Here is a 16943-nt window from a genome sequence, read left to right as displayed (position 1 = left end):
TTTCAGCTTTCGTCCTCTACCCATTTTAAGAAAAGAATCAACAAAAGGAAAGAGATTCCTGAAAATCTCTTTCCTTGGTCTTCCATCAGCTGGATATTGCTGATCGATTATTCTTTTTTTCCGGTCTTTTTCTGCTGCTTTCGGTGTTTCTCAGTTTTCTTGGCTGTATTTGCGGCTTTCTTTTTTGCAACACTTCTTTTCTTGGGCTGCTTTGTTTTTTCTTTTGTCTTTCCGCTAGTTTTCGGCGGGGAATTCTTCTGCTTCACTTTTGCTTTTTCGGAAGGATTCTTTTGGGCTTTTGTTTGTGGAGCCGCCTTTTCTTTCGCCTTGTTTTCCGCACTTTTTTGTTTTGTTCGAAGTGGGTTTTCCACTTTCTTTGACGGTTTGCCGATATCACTTTTTTCAGCTTTAGGTTTTTCTTCGGCCTTGTCTTTGGCCTTGTCTTTGATCTTCTCATTGGCCTTGTCTTCGATCTTCTCTTTGGCCTTTTCTTTGGTCTTCCCTTTGGCCTTTTCCTTAATTTTCCCTTCAACTTTTTCTTTGATTTTCTTTTCAGCTTTTTTCTCTTGATTGGTATTGGTGTCCAGATTTCCGGTTTTGTCTTTGACGGGTTTTGGTTTTTCCTTCTGAATCGGTATTGAATCAGGAACTAGCTTGCTCACTGGAACCTTTTCTTTTATTGATTTTCTCCATTGGGCTTTTGTAGCCTCTTTCAACTTGACTTCCACATCATCATTTGCGATTTTCAGGGATACCGCTTGGACTGCCTTCTCCAGCGGCAAGGGGCTGTCGTTCTCTTTGACAGTCGTAATGGTTATTTCCTTGGTGGCGTCTGTCATAGAAGCAGAAATCACCTTGCTCAGAACTTGAGCCAGCGGTTGGTTCTGCCAATCCTTCAGCTTGTCGGCAAGCTCTTCTCCGTCTTCGTTCAATCCTCGCAAAGAAACGATTTCCCCTTCTTCATCAACACCAAGTTCCACTCCTGGGTTGATCTGCACCTGGACATAAGCATATGCTTCCTGTGGTGGAGAAAAGAGCGAAAACATGATGGCAAAAACTGCAGCAATAACAAGTACCGGTACAAAAGTTTCTTTTAGGGCCTTCTTCCTTTTGGCTGCGAGGGGATAAAAATACCCTTCTTCGCCAACTGCCAAGTCTGTGGCTGGGCGACCTTCCATGAATTGCCCATTTGGCAAAATGAAGATGGAGCGGCTATCCTTCTGTTCTACACAAATCCCTTTTTGCATCTGCATCAGTTCAACCGCTCCTTCAAATAGTCTTTAAGATAGTACAAGTCGCTCATCAGCAATAATGCTATTGCGATTATGTATTTCCGGTTCCGCTCAATCGTTTTTCGCGAAACCTTTACAAGCTGCTCGATTTCCTTCACCGGCAGCTTCTTTTTTTCAAGCAAATACGTTTTATATTCCTCAGTTTCTACAACCAACTGGGAGATCTGAATCGCAGTCCTCCGCGCATCTTCATGTGCAGGAGAAGCGGCCGCCAATATTTGGAACGACAATCCATACCCACCAAGCAGTTTATCGAAAAGCAGAATTTCTTCGCGTCTTTTTTCAGCTTGCTGCTGCATATGGAACCGGTCCAGCGCTTCACTGTCCGTAACCCGGTTTCCCGCCCCTTCATCGCCATTGTGCCTGAAATCGTGGCTATATTCACTGCGAGCAGCTTCTTTGCGGACAAAATCGATTATTCTTCTGCGGATGACCATATGGGCAAATGTCAAAAAGGAAGCATTCTGCCCTTCTTCATATTTTTGTACAGCTTCATGAAATGCTGTTAAGGCAACGCTATATTCATCATCGTGGTCATCGATGAACCGTTTGCATACTTGTGCCGCCGTTTTTTTCATAAAAGGAGCATAAGAAGAAAGCAAATCCTGCATCGCTTCTTCATTGCCATTTTGTGCTTGAACAGCCAGCATTTCGGCATCCGATTTTCTTCCTTGGCCAAAAACTCCGGCTACTATTGACAGCAGCATCCTGTTCACCTCTTTTCAACCTGGCATTAATACTGATTGTAACGGCAGAAATTGGAATTGAAAAGAGCCTAGGCGTTCTATAAACACTGCTAAATAACTATTCGAACGCGCTAACCCTTTTTTGTCCGTCCATATAAAATTTTTCAATCAAAAAGGCCTCCTTTTGGAAGCCTTTTTCAGATCATGCATTTTCCTGCTTGTTTTGCCTGGCCCCTAAAATTCCGCCGATTGCTATAATTCCAACCAATACAGCCCAGAAAATGATGGTCCATGTTGTGGAATGCGGAAAGTCATGGGGAAGGACGCCCACGTTTTCATGGGACAATGTCATGACTAGAAGCTTGACTCCGACCCAACCCACAATGACAAAAGCAGCAGTTTCAAGCTGCGGATATTTCTCCAGAAGCTGTACGAACTTATGCGCGGCAAATCGCATAAGGATTACACCGATCAATCCTCCAGCCAGCATTACTGCAAACTGTCCAGCGTTGATTCCGCCGATATCGAACTCCCCTAAATGCGGCAAAGTGACCGCTAAAGCGACCGCCGCCAACATTGAGTCAATGGCGAAAGCAATGTCCGCCAATTCAACTTTCAAAACGGTCATCCAAAAGCCGGAACCCTTTTTTGGTTCTTTCACTTTTTCAAGGACATTATCTTTTTTGCCTTTTTTCTGCTCCCAGACATTTTTTACGGAGATGAACAGCAAATAAGCGGCGCCTAAAGCCTGGATCTGCCAAATATCCACGAGCAGTGTAATCATGAACAAGGCTGCAAACCGAAACACAAAAGCTCCGACTAGCCCATAAAATAACGCCTTTTTCTGTCTTTCTTTCGGCAAATGCTTTACCATCACCGCCATTACAACTGCATTATCCGCTGCTAAGAGGCCTTCTAAACCGACCAGGACCAGCAAAACCCAGGCATATTCCAATAATACGGCTTCCAAATATTTCCCCTCCTAAATTTTGCCGGTAAAAAAGACCTTTGCCCCCTAAGAGGCAAAGGTCTCGCTAAGCAATTGATATTGCTATCATAACCGATGGCAATCAAGCCATGTCTTGTCGACTATGAAATAGGTTTCCCTAAAGCTACTCCCCTTTGACTGGATGCCAAAGCTATTAATTTGTAATGAGAGTATACCACCGATTAAGGAGTTATAAACGTCATGCTGCCGACAGCAATGTGAAGCCCTATGCCCTGTCATTGAGGTGATGAAATTCGGCAATTCTGCCTGTCTTTCTCGTACGCAAGAAAAAGAGTTCCGGAATTTTCAGTTCCGGAACTCTTTTCAGGAGCGTTTATGGTTCATTTTTCTTGTTTGCCGGTCGAACAAACTATAGACGATCGGGACAATATACAATGATAAGAAGGTAGAGCTTATCAATCCGCCAATCACCGTAATCCCCATCGGCTGATTGATTTCAGTCCCTTCCCCGATTCCCAAAGCAAGAGGAAGCAGCCCCAGGATGGTGGTTAGGGCTGTCATTAGGATCGGCCGCAGCCGGTCCCGTACAGATGTCAGTATGGCCTCATAAGAATCCATTCCGGCAGCTTTTCTTTGATTGATGTAATCGACAAGGACGATTCCGTTATTGACTACGATACCTACTAGCACGAGTATGCCGATAACTGCCGTAATACTGATCGGCGTTTGGGTGGCAAACAAGGCGATCGACACTCCGATGACCATCAAAGGAACAGTGAACATGATGACGAATGGATACTTGAACGATTCAAACTGGGCAGCCATGACGATATAGACAAGGACAACCGCCAATGCGACAGCCAAGATCATATCATTCTTTGCATTATCCAGCAGCTCCCTGTCGCCGCCGAATTGAATCATGGTTTCTTTAGGCAGATCGAGTTCTTCAAGAGCTTTGTCCACTTCACTCGACATATCGCCCAGCGTCACATCCGAATTATGCTGCAAAGTAAAAGCTACGCTGTCCGCCTGGTTGGTGCGCTTTATATCTACAGGACCTTCCAAAACATCAATTTCCGCAAGCTCCTGAAGCTCAACAAATTGCCCTGCGGGAGCCCGCAGCTTAAGGTTCCGCAGTTTTTCCACGCTGTCTCTATCATTCGGATCCAGTTCCACATAGACATTCAGTATGTCATCCGTTTCCGTCAATACTTGAGTGGCCAAAACACCTCTCGTCAGATTATTGACAGTTTGGGAAATCTGGGCAGGAGCAATTCCATTTGCTGTGGCTTCATCTTTTCTGATCAGCATCTGGATTTCTTCGATGGTGTCTTCCCGGTCGTTGGCCAGTTCGGTCACCTCGGGCAATTCCCGAAGTGCCGTGCTGATTTTACCAACAGCTTCATCAAGACGCCCTTTATCTGTATCTGTCACTGTGAACGACAGAGTATTTGGCGATGATCCGGCAGCCGTCTGCAGATTGAAGCTCACTTCTGCGCGCTCGCCTACTTTTTCCAGCACCCGCGGCTGAACATCATCCACAAACTCAAAGACCGAACGTTCGCGTTCTTCGAGCGGAATCATTTTAATGTAGAGTTCGGCTATATTGGCCTGCGAAGTTCCTTGCGCCTGCCCTTGCTGGGTATTTCCAATCAAGCTGACAAACACTTCAACGTCTTCTTCTTTTTCCAGTTCTTCTTCGATTATATTTACAACTTCATCGGTAGCATTTCGGGAAGAGCCGTTTTCCAACTCGACCGCAACACTGACGAACCCTTCATCGGTTGCTGGAAGGAATTCCGTCCCAACTTGGTAAGCGCCTATGCTGCCTAGGGCTAAAAACAACAATGCAGCAATCAACAGTACTAGTCGATGGGCAAGCGCCCATTTGATGGACCGCTGGAAATTTTTCAGCCCTTTTGAGCGCCGCTGCCTTGCCTCTATGTTGCCTTTCGGCTTTTTCAGCAGTTGAGAGGCAAGCATTGGAATGACAGTCAAAGCGACAGCAAGGCTGGCGAACAAACTAAAAGATATCGTCACGGCAAATTCAAAGAAAATTTCCCCGATCAATCCGGTGATGAACATCACCGGCACGAAAACAGCAACTGTCGTCAGCGTGGAAGCCGTAATGGCGCCTGCCACTTCTTTCGTTCCTTCTGATGCCGCCTGTTTCGGGCTTTTCCCCATGGAAAGATGCCGCTCGATATTTTCAATCACGACAATCGCATTATCGACAAGCATTCCAATACCAAGAGCGAGCGCCCCAAGTGTCATAATGTTCAGGGCAAAATCAGCAAAGTACATCAGTACAAATGTCACGATGACTGAATATGGAATGGCGACGCCAATAATGATCGGGCTCTTGATGCCACGCAAGAAGAAGAAAAGCACGAGCATGGCGAAGATTCCGCCATAAATCAGTGTTTGGCCGATATTGCCGACCGCCAGCTGCACATAATCTCCTTGGTCGAACAAAATATCCGCTTCTACTCCTTCAAAACGGTCTTCCTGCAGCAGTTCATCCAGTTTCTCCTGAAAAGCCTGAGAAACATCAGCGGTATTGGCTCCTGATTCCTGCAGGGCGGAAAGCAGCACCGCCGGCTCTTCATTAGCACGCGTCTCACTGCTGGCTTCCTGTTCCGCTACGGTGACTTCCGCTACATCCCCGATTGTAATGTTCTCTCCATCCAGTGGATTCACCGTCACCACCAAATCGCGGATATCGTCTGCGCTTGTCAATGAGCTGAGAACACGTGTTGTCAACTGGCGGCCGTCTTCGGTTTCGATGGTTTCTCCCGGCATGGAAATATTATTCGATTGAATCAACTGGACGATATCCGATTGCTGCAATCCCCGCTCTTCAAGCTTGGCCTGATCCAATGACACTTGAATTTCTTCAATCAAGGAACCTGAAATGTTGACATTCGCAACTCCCTCTGTCTGGAGTAGTTCCGTCTCCAATTCCTCTGCTAATACACGGACATCTTCTCCACTTTCCGAAGCGCGTATAGCCAGCTGGATGATAGGAAACTGGGCAGGATCAAACTTGAAGAATTGAGGTTTGTTGGAGTCCTCCGGAATGATTGTTTGATCTATGCGCTGCATGATATCCGCCTGAACATCGTCAATATTCGTCGACCAATCAAACTCAAGCAAAATGAAATTCGATCCTTCCTCCGAAGAAGACTGCAGAGAGTCGATTCCCGGAAGTGTGGACAGGTTTGCTTCCAATGGCTTGGTCACTTTTTCATTCACTTCGGTCGGGCTTGCTCCCGGATAATTGGTTACCACTACACCAATTGGCGGATTCAATTCCGGGATTAGGGTAATTGGTATTTTGAAGAATGAAACGGCACCTAGAATAATAACTAAAAACATGATGACAATGGTGAAAACCGGCCTTTTTATTGAAAAATCACTAATATGCATCTGCCCCAAACCTCTCTTTGTCTCGTTCTTTAATCATAAAAAAAAATAAATAGAACCGCAAATTTAAATCTGCTCAGCACGTAAGAACCAGAAGAAAACAGCAGGCATTTTTCTTAATTTGGACAAATAAAAAACCTGCATCAGCAGGTTTTTCCATTAAAGCAAGCTATACAAGCGGATTTCCGGGTTTTTATCCTGGAACCAGCGAGTGGCGAATTCATTTTCAAACAAGAACACCAGGTTGTCGAACCGGTCTTTCACAAGCATCGAACGGCCGCTCGACATCGATTCTTTAACATCTTCTTCGTTCTCGATCCAACGCGCGATTTTAGAGCCGATTGGTTCCATGCGCACTTCAACATTGTACTCGTTCTTCATCCGGTGCTCGAACACTTCAAATTGAAGTTGGCCGACTGCCCCTAGAATGACTTCTTCCAGATGCAATGTTTTATAGTATTGAATTGCGCCTTCTTGCACCAGCTGCAAAATCCCTTTATGGAAATGTTTTTGTTTCATGACGTTTTTCGCTGTCACTTTGACAAAAAGTTCCGGCGTGAATTGCGGAAGGTTTTCAAACTGGAATTTCTTCCCGCTGGTTATCGTATCCCCGATCTGGTAGTTGCCGACATCGTGCAAGCCGATAATATCTCCGGCCACTGCCTCACTGACAGTTTCACGGTCATCCGCCAAAAATTGGGTGGTCTGTGTCAATTTGAACGACTTGCCGGTACGGGAAAGCGTCACATTCATGCCGCGTTCGAACTTGCCGGACACGATGCGCACGAATGCGATGCGGTCGCGGTGCGCCGGATTCATATTGGCTTGGATTTTGAAAATGAATCCGGAAAAAGGCATATCCACTGGATTGATCTCTTCCTGTTCTTTCGTTTCGCGCGGCTGTGGAGAAGGCGCAAATTGGAGGTAAGTTTCCAAGAAGGTCTCAACGCCGAAATTGGCAAGGGCACTGCCGAAAAATACTGGCGTAAGTTCGCCTTTTTTGACGCGCTCAATAGAAAAATCATTCCCAGCTTCGTCAAGCAGCGCGATGTCTTCCATGGCTTGCGTATAATACGATGTTTTTTTCATCTCGTGGTCTTCGATCAATTGGCCTTCTTCATCCAGCGCCAGAAAACGGTCGCCTTCTGTCCGGAAAGGTTCCACCCGCTTGTTATAGCGGTCGTAAATGCCTAAAAACTCTTTCCCCATGCCGATTGGCCAGTTCATCGCGTACGATTCGATGCCAAGAACTTCTTCAAGTTCCTCCATCAATTCAAGCGGCTCTTTTCCTTGTCGGTCCATTTTGTTGATAAAAGTAAAAATCGGAATGCCGCGCATTTTACAAACCTTGAACAGTTTGACAGTTTGCGCTTCAATTCCTTTTGCAACGTCAATAATCATGACCGCACTGTCCACCGCCATAAGCGTGCGGTACGTATCTTCACTGAAGTCCTGGTGTCCAGGTGTATCCAGGATATTGACGCGGTGGCCGCTGTAGTCGAATTGCATAACCGAAGAAGTTACGGAAATTCCGCGCTGCTTCTCGATTTCCATCCAGTCAGATGTGGCAAATTTTCCGGTCTTTTTGCCTTTTACTGTACCGGCATCGCGAATCGCGCCGCCAAACAACAGCAATTTTTCGGTTAATGTCGTTTTCCCTGCATCCGGGTGGGAAATGATAGCGAAAGTTCTTCTATTTTGAATTTCAGTTTTTAATTGGTCTGACATTGTTTACGCTCCTTTAATCTACTCTCTTCATATTAGAGAACACGGTCGAAAAAAACAAGGAATATAAGCTTCCGCACAAAAAAAGAAGCCGTTTAGGCCTCTTTTTCCTGGAATTTTTTCTTCGCTTCTTCAATGGCGATCTCTTTGTCGCTGTGGGGGTATTTGGTCGATTCGATAATCTGGTAATCTTCATGCCCTTTTCCGGCTAGAATGATAATATCTCCTCGCTCCGCTTGTTGTACAGCATGCCGCACCGCTTCCGCTCGGTCGCCGATGCACGCGAAGTTCTTATGCGCCATCCCGACTTTCAGATCGCCTAAGATACTATCATATTCTTCATAGCGGGGATCATCCGTTGTCAAAACAACATAGTCGGCAATCGACGCTTTTTCCGCCATGCTTGGGCGCTTCGATTTGTCGCGGTTGCCGCCTGTCCCCACCAAGAAAATGACTTTATTTTTCTTGAAATCTTCCACTGCGTTCAATGCTTTTTCGATTGCGTCCGGTGTGTGGGCGTAATCGATAAAGATGGTGATTGGCGCATCCACTTCAACTTTTTGCATGCGCCCTTCCACCGGCGGGATAACCGATAAGGCCGCCAAAATATCATCCAGCGCAAACCCTTCTGCATAGAGGGCCGTAATGGCCGCAAGCGCGTTGGACACATTGAAATGTCCCAATAACCGCATGGCTGCTGGAAATTCCCCTTCGCTGCACGTTAAAGTGAAAGTGGTTCCCCTATGGTCCATATCGATATTGCTGGCCTTGAATTGGGCATCATTGTGGACACCGTACGTATAAACCGGATGCGGCGTCATTTTAGCGAACTGTTCAGACCAAGGATCATCTGCATTCAGGACCGCTTGTTTTTTTTCAGCCATGTTCTGGCCAAGCTGCGAGAACAGCAGACCTTTTGCATGGCCGTATTCCTCCATCGTTCCATGGAAATCCAAGTGATCATGCGTCAGGTTGGTGAATATCGCTGTATTGAATTCAACGCCCGCCAAGCGGCCGAGCACCAATCCATGCGAAGAGACTTCCATCGACATATGAGTGCAGCCTTCCTCTTTGGCTCGGAAAATCATCTGTTGTGTGGTTAGCGCATCGCTTGTGGTGTTTGCCGATGGATACAGCTCCCCATTCAAATTGAATCCGATAGTTCCAGTCAATGCCGATTTTTCCCCCAATTCCATCAACATGGCATGAAGCATGCCGGCTACGCTCGTTTTGCCGTTAGTTCCTGTAACTCCGATCATCTGCATTTCTTTTGAAGGATAGCTGTAAAATTTCGCAGCCAAACTGCCAATCGCACGAGTTGTATCTTCAACGATGACCACCGCCGCTTTCTGGACTTCGGGAAGCGGCTTTTCAGACAAAATAACCGTAGCCCCGTTCTTTGCGGCTTGTTCTGCAAAATTATGGCCATCCACCGTATAGCCTTTGATGCAAACAAACAGAGAATCTTCCTTGACGTCTCTGGAATCCATCGTGATGTGCGTAATGCTTTCAGGCAAAATGCCGTCTATTTTTTTGTAAGGGATATTTTCAAGTAAGTGCGTGATGTTCATATTAATCCTCCTAATTAAGAAACCAGCGGCGACAATACATATGCATGGAGCAATGCTGACGCAGCCTTTAAAGAATCCGTATGTGTCCGTTCGTAAGAGTGCGAAGCTTCTATGCCCGGACCGAATAAAGCGTGTTTGACATCATATCCCGCATTGACAGCAGCCGAAGCGTCAGAACTATAATACGGATAAATGTCCACTTTGAAAGGTATTTCATTTGTTTTAGCTAAATTGACCAAATGGCGCGTCAGTCCGTAATGGTACGGGCCGCTGGAATCTTTGGCGCAGATGGAAACCGTGTATTCATCGGAGGCTTGTCCGTCTCCAATCGCTCCCATGTCGACCGCAATGTATTCTTCTGTCTGTTCCGGAATATTCGAATTTCCGCCATAACCGATTTCTTCATTGTTCGATATGTAAAAATGGGTGGTATGCGGCAACATTATATCCGTTGAACTTAAGTTCTTTACCAGCTGAAGCAATAATGCCGTACTGGCCTTATCATCCAAGTGGCGTGATTTGATGTAACCCGAATCTGTCGCGGTAAAACGGGGCGAGAAAGAAACGAAATCACCGACTTCTATGCCGAGAGCATGGACATCCGATTGAGTGAAAGCTTTTTCATCCAGCCGGACTTCCATATTGTTCTCGTTGCGTTCCGCAGAGCCCGCGTCTTTATATACATGCACCGTTGTTTGATGCAGCAAAATTGTCCCTGAAATTTCTTTGCCATCTGCAGTGTGGATCAGACAATTCTCGCCCTCAACTGCATTGAATTTAAACCCGCCGACTAGCGACAATTTTAAACGTCCATTCGGCTTGATTTCCTTTACCATCGCCCCAAGGGTATCGACATGCGCCGTCAATAGCCGATGGCGTTCTTGGTCCTGCCCCTTGATTGTCGCGATAATGCCGCCTTTTCTGGTTGTCGTGTGCCCCACATTCCATTCCTTCAACAGTTCCCCGATGAGTTCCATGATCGAATGCGTATAGCCTGATGGACTCGGAATATCGACCAATCTATTTAAAAGTTCAATTGTTTCATTTTGTTTCCATTCGTACGTCATCTCGGAACGCCCCCCTGATTTTATAATCATATCAAAACAGAACGGTTTCCGACAGCCAAATGTATAGACCTATCGATGGAAATCAACTGCGGCATAGCAGCTTTTGGGAACGTTTTACTGAAAAGGGGATTGTTTGTCGATAGCATGAATTTTTAGAACACTTTATTTGTCATCCTTATCCTCTGATATACAGAAAATTCCCGCCTTCAGAGAAACGAAAAAAGAAGCCCCCCGGCTCCTTTTTCCATCTTCAGATTCAATCATTGTCATCATCATCATCATCATCATCATCATCGTCATCATTATCATTATCGTCTGAATCATGTTCTAGAATTGAACCATCTGCCGCATTCACCCTTACTTCATGATCCGTCTTGCCGTCTTTCAGTTCGACTTCATAACTTGCCACTCCATCATCATCATCCATACTTACATCTTCCACCGTTCCTTTTGCTACAGTACGAGCGGCTTCAATTGCTTCGTTTGAACTGATAAAATCCTTACTTCCTAAAGCTTTTCCGGAAAGGTCATCTCCATCGTCTTTTTCACGCTTTTGCTGCAAGACTTCACCGCTGGAGGCATCTAATTTCAAATCATACTCATAGCCATCATAGTTTATTTCCACTTCATAATACGGATTGTTCTCAGCGTCTTCAAGTTCGATATCCGTAATTGATCCATTAGCGATTTCCAATGCTTTTTGCGACGCTTCTTCAAATGTCAGCAAGGTCTCCCTGGAAGTTGCTGCACTTTGGCTTTCAGTGGAATCCACCTGTTTGGAGCTGGCGTCCTTTTCGCTTCCTGTTGCATCCGTATTGGCAAAAACGATTCCTCCAAAAGCCAGCACTCCAACAGTTGTTGCAGCATAAATAGTTTTCTTCATCATTTGATCTCCTCCTCATTCGGTATGCCTTTACTATAGCCCCCTCTTCTGAGCAGAGCGTTAAGGCTTTATGAGAAGTTGATGAGAAAAACATGAAAAGTCTCTCAGAGTTTTTTCTTCCTGCTACCAGGATACGATTCTAGTCATCCCACTCCACTGTCATAGTTTCGCCGCGGATGGCATGAATCTGCACAAGCACTTCTTGTTCGGTTTCTTCATTTTCTATATCGATCAAATAGTAGCCACCGTCTTCAGAATCCACAAAGTCCACTTCCCCAACTTCACCGTCCAGCGTTTTTTTCGCAATCCCGATTGCTTCTTCTTGCGTAATGACAGGCTCAGAAACCGGATCTGTTTCCACTGCCTCATTTGTTATCTTTCGGACTTCTCCAGTATCGGCGGCTATAATAACAGTGGATATCTTTTCCGCCCCTATAACTTCCACATTGAACTCGTTGTTTTCCTTGGAATAAACCACTTTCCCGGCTTCTCCTTCGACTTCCTGCAATGCAATAGCGGAGGCTTCTTCTTCATTCAGTTTTTGGGATTTTTTTGTTTTTTCGTTTAGTTCCATGGATCCTATCCGTCCTGTCTGCCTGTCGACTTGGGCCGTATATCGGCCATCTTCGCGCACAATTCGTATTTCATAGGATTCACTAGAAGTGAGGGTTTCTTCCACCTCCCCCCCGTACAACTCCATGACTTTTGTTTCGGCATCTTCTGCACTGATTTCCTCTTCACCTGAATGGCTGTTCAGAAGCAGAACCAAAACAAGTGCTCCAAGAAAAACTGTAGCCAAAACCACAAGCAGCCGATTACGCATGATCATCCCTCCTCGCTCGAGTGTAGCTCTTCAACATTAAAATCCGATGAGAAAATGATTGAAACAGTCGTACCCAACTGTTCTATGCTTTCGATTTCCAGCTTGGCCCCAAGACGGTCAGCGAGTTGCTTAGCCAATGAAAGGCCGAGGCCGAAACCGCCAGTTTCACGGCTTCGCGCTTTGTCCACACGGTAAAAGCGCTCAAAAACATAGGGCAGGGATTCTTTCGGGATGCCGATGCCATGATCACGAATTTGGATGATCAGATCCTTCTCATTTCGAACCACAACTTCCACTCCGGCTGAACTGTATTTCAAAGCGTTATCCAGGAGAATGTATAACAATTGCTTCAGCTTTGAAACATCCGTTTTGACTTTGATATGGGACTCATAAGCCAACAACGAGAAGTCCCTATTATAGGAAGTTCTCATCGCTGCCGTGGTTTGTCCAAGGACTTCGATCAAGTTAACTTCCGTTAATTCCAGCTGGGCTTCACTGCGCCTCGCAATATGAAGCAATTGCTCCATCAGTATCTTCATGCGGTCGCTTTCTGCTGCAATTGCACTCAAACCTTCTTTCGCGATTTTTTCATCGCCCATTCCTTGCCGCTGCAATAATTTTGCGTAGCTTCCGATGACTGTCAGCGGTGTTCTCAATTCATGGGATGCATTTGAAACAAATTCCTCCTGTTTTCGATAATTCTCTTCAAGAAGCTCTATCATTTCATTGAATGTCTTTCCCATTTGCCCTACTTCATCATCCGCTTCGTTCTCAATAGGAAGTTTTTCAAACTGCCCGCTTTTTTGGATGCGCGTCATTGTAGTTGTCAGGTTGGTGACCGGTTTTGTTACAAGCCTGCCAAGGGCGGCATTGGAGAGAACAATCGGAATCATCGCCAATAACGCAACCGCAACAAGTACGAGCTTCAATGTTTGCAGATTTCCGCTTACATCCTGCAGTTCTTGTGCAACAATGAGTGAAGCTATTTCTCCGTCAGTCCATATGACAGGTGCTTTAACATATGCAAACAGCTTATTGTCCAATCGAAGTGTCCCGGAGTTTTCTTCCACCTCGGCAGGGAATTCGCCTGTAACTTGCGGATCACGGATTTCCCGAATCAGTTCCACATTGCCATCGGCCACTTTGATCAAGCCATTTGGCGGCACATAGGCCCGCAAGACCGCGCTCGGATCGTCTGCCGGATTGGCATGAATGGCCGTAACGATGGTTTCAGCTTCTGTTTCCAGCTGGCTGACTTCTGTTGAATGGGCAAGCCTGCTGAATGTAAAATAAACAACTATCATCAATACAAACAAAATGACCAACATCAAAAGCGTCGACCATAAATGGATTTTATTTTTCAGTTTCATTCGGATGCTCCTTCAGCACATACCCTATCCCTCGGACAGTCTGAATATAAGTTGAAGGTTCTCCGGCATCGATTTTTTTCCGTAAGTAGCGGATATAAACGTCAATCACATTCGTGTCTCCGTAATAGTCATAGCCCCAAACAGCGTTCAGCACTTGTTCCCGGCTAAGCACTTGCTTTGGATGCTGCATCAAGTATAAGAGCAAATCAAACTCCCTGGGGGTCAGTTCAATGGCGCGGCCATTTCTTGATACGCCCCGTGTGCTTTCATTCAGTTCCAGTTCTTCGAAACGATGCCCATCCTTACTGTCATTGGTATTGTTCAGGCGCAAGCATGCACGGATCCGGGCCAGCAATTCCTCAATTTCAAACGGCTTTGTGACATAATCATTTGCGCCTAAATCGAGTCCCGCCACTTTGTCTTTGACGTCGCTTTTAGCAGTCAGCAAAATAACCGGCGTATCCATATTCGACGACCGGATGCGTTTTAATACGTCCAATCCATGTATTTCGGGAAGCATCAAATCGAGAAGGATCAAATTCCATTCATTTTCCCGAAACTTGATCAGCCCTTCTGCCCCTGTATAGGCTACTGCTGTTTCATAGCCTTCATATGCTAGTTCAAGCTCCAATACACGGGCAATGCTTTTTTCATCTTCCACAATGAGTATGCGCTCTGCCATTCCGATCACCTCTTGTCCTTATCATAGCAGGAGTAAAAAGAAAAAAGCGACCAAAGGCCGCTTATTTCAATACCGTTCTCACAAGCTTCGCTTTCCGTTTATACGGCGGAAACATCATGTCGGTCGAGAACTTCGTCGATTTTTTCAATATGGCTTTGCCATGTGTAAACACTTCGAAACTTGCTTTGCCGTGATAAGAGTTGACGCCTGAAGAGCCGATCCCTCCAAAAGGCAAGTACGAACTGGCTACATGGGATACCGTATCATTGATGCAGCCTCCGCCAAACGGCAGCCTGTCCAAGAAAAACTGTATGGCGCGTTCGTTCTCAGAAAACAAGTAAGCAGCCAGCGGTTTGGGCAATTTACGGATTTGGCCCAATAGGCGGGGCAAATCCGTATACGGAACAATCGGCAATATAGGACCGAACAATTCGTCTTCCATCGATGGGCTGTTCCAGTCAACACCGTCCAAAACAACCGGCTCGATGTATAAATCCTCGCGGTCCAAATCCCCTCCGTAGACGATATTCGCGGATTCTTTCCGGAGGATGTCAGCTAGCCGGTCAAAGTGGCGCTCATTGACGATCCGGCCATAGTCCGGACTCTGCTGGGCATCTTTTCCGTAAAAATTCACAATCGTTTTTTTGAGTTTCTTAACGAACTCCTCTTTTACGGATTCATGGACGCAAACATAATCTGGCGCTACACACGTCTGGCCGGTATTCATCAGCTTGCCCCAAGCAATCCGTTTAGCTGCCAGATCCAAATTGGCTGTTTGGTCGACGATAGCCGGGCTTTTCCCGCCAAGCTCAAGTGTGACCGGCGTCAATTTTTCAGCGGCCGCTTTCATGATGATTTTGCCGACGTTCACACTGCCTGTGAAAAATATATAGTCGAACGAAGCATGGATTAATGCGGTCACTTCTTCTTTTTCGCCTTCAACCACACGGATGTAATAAGAAGGAAATGCATCTTCAATAATCTCCCTGACAACAGCTGCAACATTCGGCGTCGATTCCGAAGGTTTGACGACAGCACAATTGCCTCCGATGATTGCGCCGATCAGCGGTTCCATGACCAGTTGAAAAGGATAGTTGAATGGGCCGATGATCAGTACTGAGCCATAAGGTTCCCGTATGACAAAGCTTTTGGCGGGCTGAAGATGGATCGGTGTTTTCACTTTCTCCGGTTCCATCCATTCTTTAAGATTTTTTGACATGCTGCCGATGCTATCAAGCACAAAACCGACTTCTGTCGCATAAGCTTCAAACTCGCCTTTGCCCAAGTCTTTCTTCAATGCCTCCATAATGCGGTCTTCGCGAGCGGTAATGGCCTCTTTCAGCCGGTTCAATTGATCGATCCGGAAATCCGCCGACTTTGTTGCGCCGGTATAAAAATAATCATGTTGTTCTTCAATCATCTGTTCAACATCAATTGCTGTGAAATTCATTGTTCCACCTCGGTTCAACTTTTTTCTGTCAATAAATGATCGATATAGCGCTGAATGATCAGCCCCTCTTCAAAAGGCACAAGCGATGCGGACTGTTTTTTCATTTCTTCGAACAGCGAGGGCACCGGTTTCAGTTCTGTAAGCTGTTTCCGCTCTTGGTGTTTTTCTGAAACATAAAGCGTCGACCAATTTTCTAAAGTCAATACCCCTTCTTCCCCGTACACTTTGAACTCCAGCAATTCTTTTTGGCCGATCCCGCTGAGTCCGGTAAGCAAAACCGGGATTTCTGATTGCAAGGCAACCGCTTGGGCGATGATGCCCGTTTCGCATTTGTCCTGTTGTGCCGGATAAGTGATGAGGTGCGATTCTAAAGAAAGCTCCCCAAACAAGCGATGGATCAGCTGCAAATAATGCGGGAACACTTCCCGGACAAATCCGCCTTGGCTCCGCGACGCAATCCACGGATTTTGCTGCCAAGCACGCGGCCAGTCCGGGAAAAACGTCTGCAGTTCTACTCGCACGATTTTTCCAATGCTTCCGTTCCGGATCCTATCGGTCATTTCGTGGACAGCCGGGCTGTACATCAGCGGGAAATGCATGGCAGTCTGCACGCCTGAATCCTTTGCCGCTTTCACCATCGCTTCTCCATCTTCTGCATCATGTGCAAGCGGTTTTTCGCTCAATACATGAATGCCCGAGTTTGCCGCCAGTTTTGCAATAGCAGCATGGGACGACGGCGGTGTGCCGATATACAGCCAGTCGATTGGTGAATGCAGCACCTCTTCCATCGTTTCAGCAATCGGTACTCCATACATTTCGTGAAGAGTTTCCAATCGTTCTTGCTGTTCGTCGTAAACCACCGAAATTTCCACTCCATCTTCCTGCTGGATCTGTTTGATGATCCGTTCGCCTACAATTCCTGCTCCAATAATGCCGATCGATATCATGGAATCCCTCTTCCCCTTGAGGCCAAATGGCTCAAAATATGTTTCTCTGTTTAATAGTGTAACCTTTGGGGG

General features: G+C 46.1%; 13 protein-coding genes. All 13 read right to left on the bottom strand.

What is annotated here, in order from left to right; all coding sequences use genetic code 11:
* Positions 1-107: 107 nt before the first annotated feature.
* The 13 genes from FQV30_RS17890 to FQV30_RS05815 all read right to left on the bottom strand — a co-directional run bounded on the left by FQV30_RS17890 (position 108) and on the right by FQV30_RS05815 (position 16871).
* A complete protein-coding gene (locus FQV30_RS17890; RefSeq protein WP_186725538.1) occupies positions 108-1253 on the bottom strand; it encodes an anti-sigma-I factor RsgI family protein in 1146 nt (381 codons plus the stop codon).
* Entirely contained in the window at positions 1253-1999 is a 747-nt protein-coding gene (gene sigI / locus FQV30_RS05870) for an RNA polymerase sigma-I factor (protein WP_146499168.1), read from the bottom strand. Before sigI ends, FQV30_RS17890 begins: the two co-directional genes overlap by 1 nt.
* A 181-nt stretch (positions 2000-2180) precedes the next feature.
* Positions 2181-2948: a TerC family protein gene (locus FQV30_RS05865; protein WP_146499167.1), complete on the bottom strand. Its 768-nt coding sequence runs from the start codon at positions 2946-2948 to the stop codon at positions 2181-2183.
* A 342-nt stretch (positions 2949-3290) separates the two neighbouring features.
* Positions 3291-6356, bottom strand: a complete 3066-nt coding sequence (locus FQV30_RS05860; protein WP_146499166.1) for an efflux RND transporter permease subunit — start codon at positions 6354-6356, stop codon at positions 3291-3293.
* Between the two features lie 156 nt (positions 6357-6512).
* Positions 6513-8081, bottom strand: coding sequence for a peptide chain release factor 3 (locus FQV30_RS05855; RefSeq protein ID WP_146499165.1), 1569 nt, complete (start codon positions 8079-8081; stop codon positions 6513-6515).
* 92 nt (positions 8082-8173) lie between these two features.
* Entirely contained in the window at positions 8174-9649 is a 1476-nt protein-coding gene (locus tag FQV30_RS05850; protein WP_146499164.1) for a UDP-N-acetylmuramoyl-L-alanyl-D-glutamate--2,6-diaminopimelate ligase, read from the bottom strand.
* A 14-nt stretch (positions 9650-9663) separates the two neighbouring features.
* Positions 9664-10716 carry a M42 family metallopeptidase gene (locus FQV30_RS05845; RefSeq protein WP_146499163.1) on the bottom strand — a complete coding sequence of 351 codons (1053 nt, stop codon included), beginning with the start codon at positions 10714-10716 and terminating at the stop codon, positions 9664-9666.
* 256 nt (positions 10717-10972) lie between these two features.
* Positions 10973-11602: a PepSY domain-containing protein gene (locus FQV30_RS05840; RefSeq protein WP_146499162.1), complete on the bottom strand. Its 630-nt coding sequence runs from the start codon at positions 11600-11602 to the stop codon at positions 10973-10975.
* A gap of 136 nt (positions 11603-11738) precedes the next feature.
* Positions 11739-12422 carry a PepSY domain-containing protein gene (locus FQV30_RS05835; RefSeq protein ID WP_186725537.1) on the bottom strand — a complete coding sequence of 228 codons (684 nt, stop codon included), beginning with the start codon at positions 12420-12422 and terminating at the stop codon, positions 11739-11741.
* A gap of 2 nt (positions 12423-12424) precedes the next feature.
* Positions 12425-13792 (bottom strand): sensor histidine kinase, encoded by a 1368-nt coding sequence (locus FQV30_RS05830; RefSeq protein WP_146499160.1) that lies wholly within the window; start codon positions 13790-13792, stop codon positions 12425-12427.
* Positions 13776-14474 (bottom strand): response regulator transcription factor, encoded by a 699-nt coding sequence (locus tag FQV30_RS05825; RefSeq protein ID WP_146499159.1) that lies wholly within the window; start codon positions 14472-14474, stop codon positions 13776-13778. Before FQV30_RS05825 ends, FQV30_RS05830 begins: the two co-directional genes overlap by 17 nt.
* A gap of 61 nt (positions 14475-14535) precedes the next feature.
* A complete protein-coding gene (locus tag FQV30_RS05820; protein ID WP_146499158.1) occupies positions 14536-15924 on the bottom strand; it encodes an aldehyde dehydrogenase in 1389 nt (462 codons plus the stop codon).
* A 14-nt stretch (positions 15925-15938) separates the two neighbouring features.
* Positions 15939-16871, bottom strand: a complete 933-nt coding sequence (locus FQV30_RS05815; protein ID WP_146499157.1) for a Gfo/Idh/MocA family protein — start codon at positions 16869-16871, stop codon at positions 15939-15941.
* Positions 16872-16943: the final 72 nt, after the last annotated feature.

It is taken from the genome of Planomicrobium sp. CPCC 101110, assembly GCF_007859395.1.
In the GTDB taxonomy this organism is placed as follows: domain Bacteria; phylum Bacillota; class Bacilli; order Bacillales_A; family Planococcaceae; genus Planococcus.
This window is presented reverse-complemented; position numbering and strand designations above follow the sequence as displayed.

Coding starts and splice junctions, on each gene's coding strand:
- FQV30_RS05845 (WP_146499163.1), bottom strand. CDS start 10,716: ATGACGTACGAATGGAAACAAAATGAAACAATTGAACTTTTAAATAGA.
- FQV30_RS17890 (WP_186725538.1), bottom strand. CDS start 1,253: ATGCAGATGCAAAAAGGGATTTGTGTAGAACAGAAGGATAGCCGCTCC.
- FQV30_RS05820 (WP_146499158.1), bottom strand. CDS start 15,924: ATGAATTTCACAGCAATTGATGTTGAACAGATGATTGAAGAACAACAT.
- FQV30_RS05855 (WP_146499165.1), bottom strand. CDS start 8,081: ATGTCAGACCAATTAAAAACTGAAATTCAAAATAGAAGAACTTTCGCT.
- FQV30_RS05850 (WP_146499164.1), bottom strand. CDS start 9,649: ATGAACATCACGCACTTACTTGAAAATATCCCTTACAAAAAAATAGAC.
- FQV30_RS05840 (WP_146499162.1), bottom strand. CDS start 11,602: ATGATGAAGAAAACTATTTATGCTGCAACAACTGTTGGAGTGCTGGCT.
- FQV30_RS05815 (WP_146499157.1), bottom strand. CDS start 16,871: ATGATATCGATCGGCATTATTGGAGCAGGAATTGTAGGCGAACGGATC.
- FQV30_RS05860 (WP_146499166.1), bottom strand. CDS start 6,356: ATGCATATTAGTGATTTTTCAATAAAAAGGCCGGTTTTCACCATTGTC.
- FQV30_RS05835 (WP_186725537.1), bottom strand. CDS start 12,422: ATGCGTAATCGGCTGCTTGTGGTTTTGGCTACAGTTTTTCTTGGAGCA.
- FQV30_RS05830 (WP_146499160.1), bottom strand. CDS start 13,792: ATGAAACTGAAAAATAAAATCCATTTATGGTCGACGCTTTTGATGTTG.
- sigI (WP_146499168.1), bottom strand. CDS start 1,999: ATGCTGCTGTCAATAGTAGCCGGAGTTTTTGGCCAAGGAAGAAAATCG.
- FQV30_RS05825 (WP_146499159.1), bottom strand. CDS start 14,474: ATGGCAGAGCGCATACTCATTGTGGAAGATGAAAAAAGCATTGCCCGT.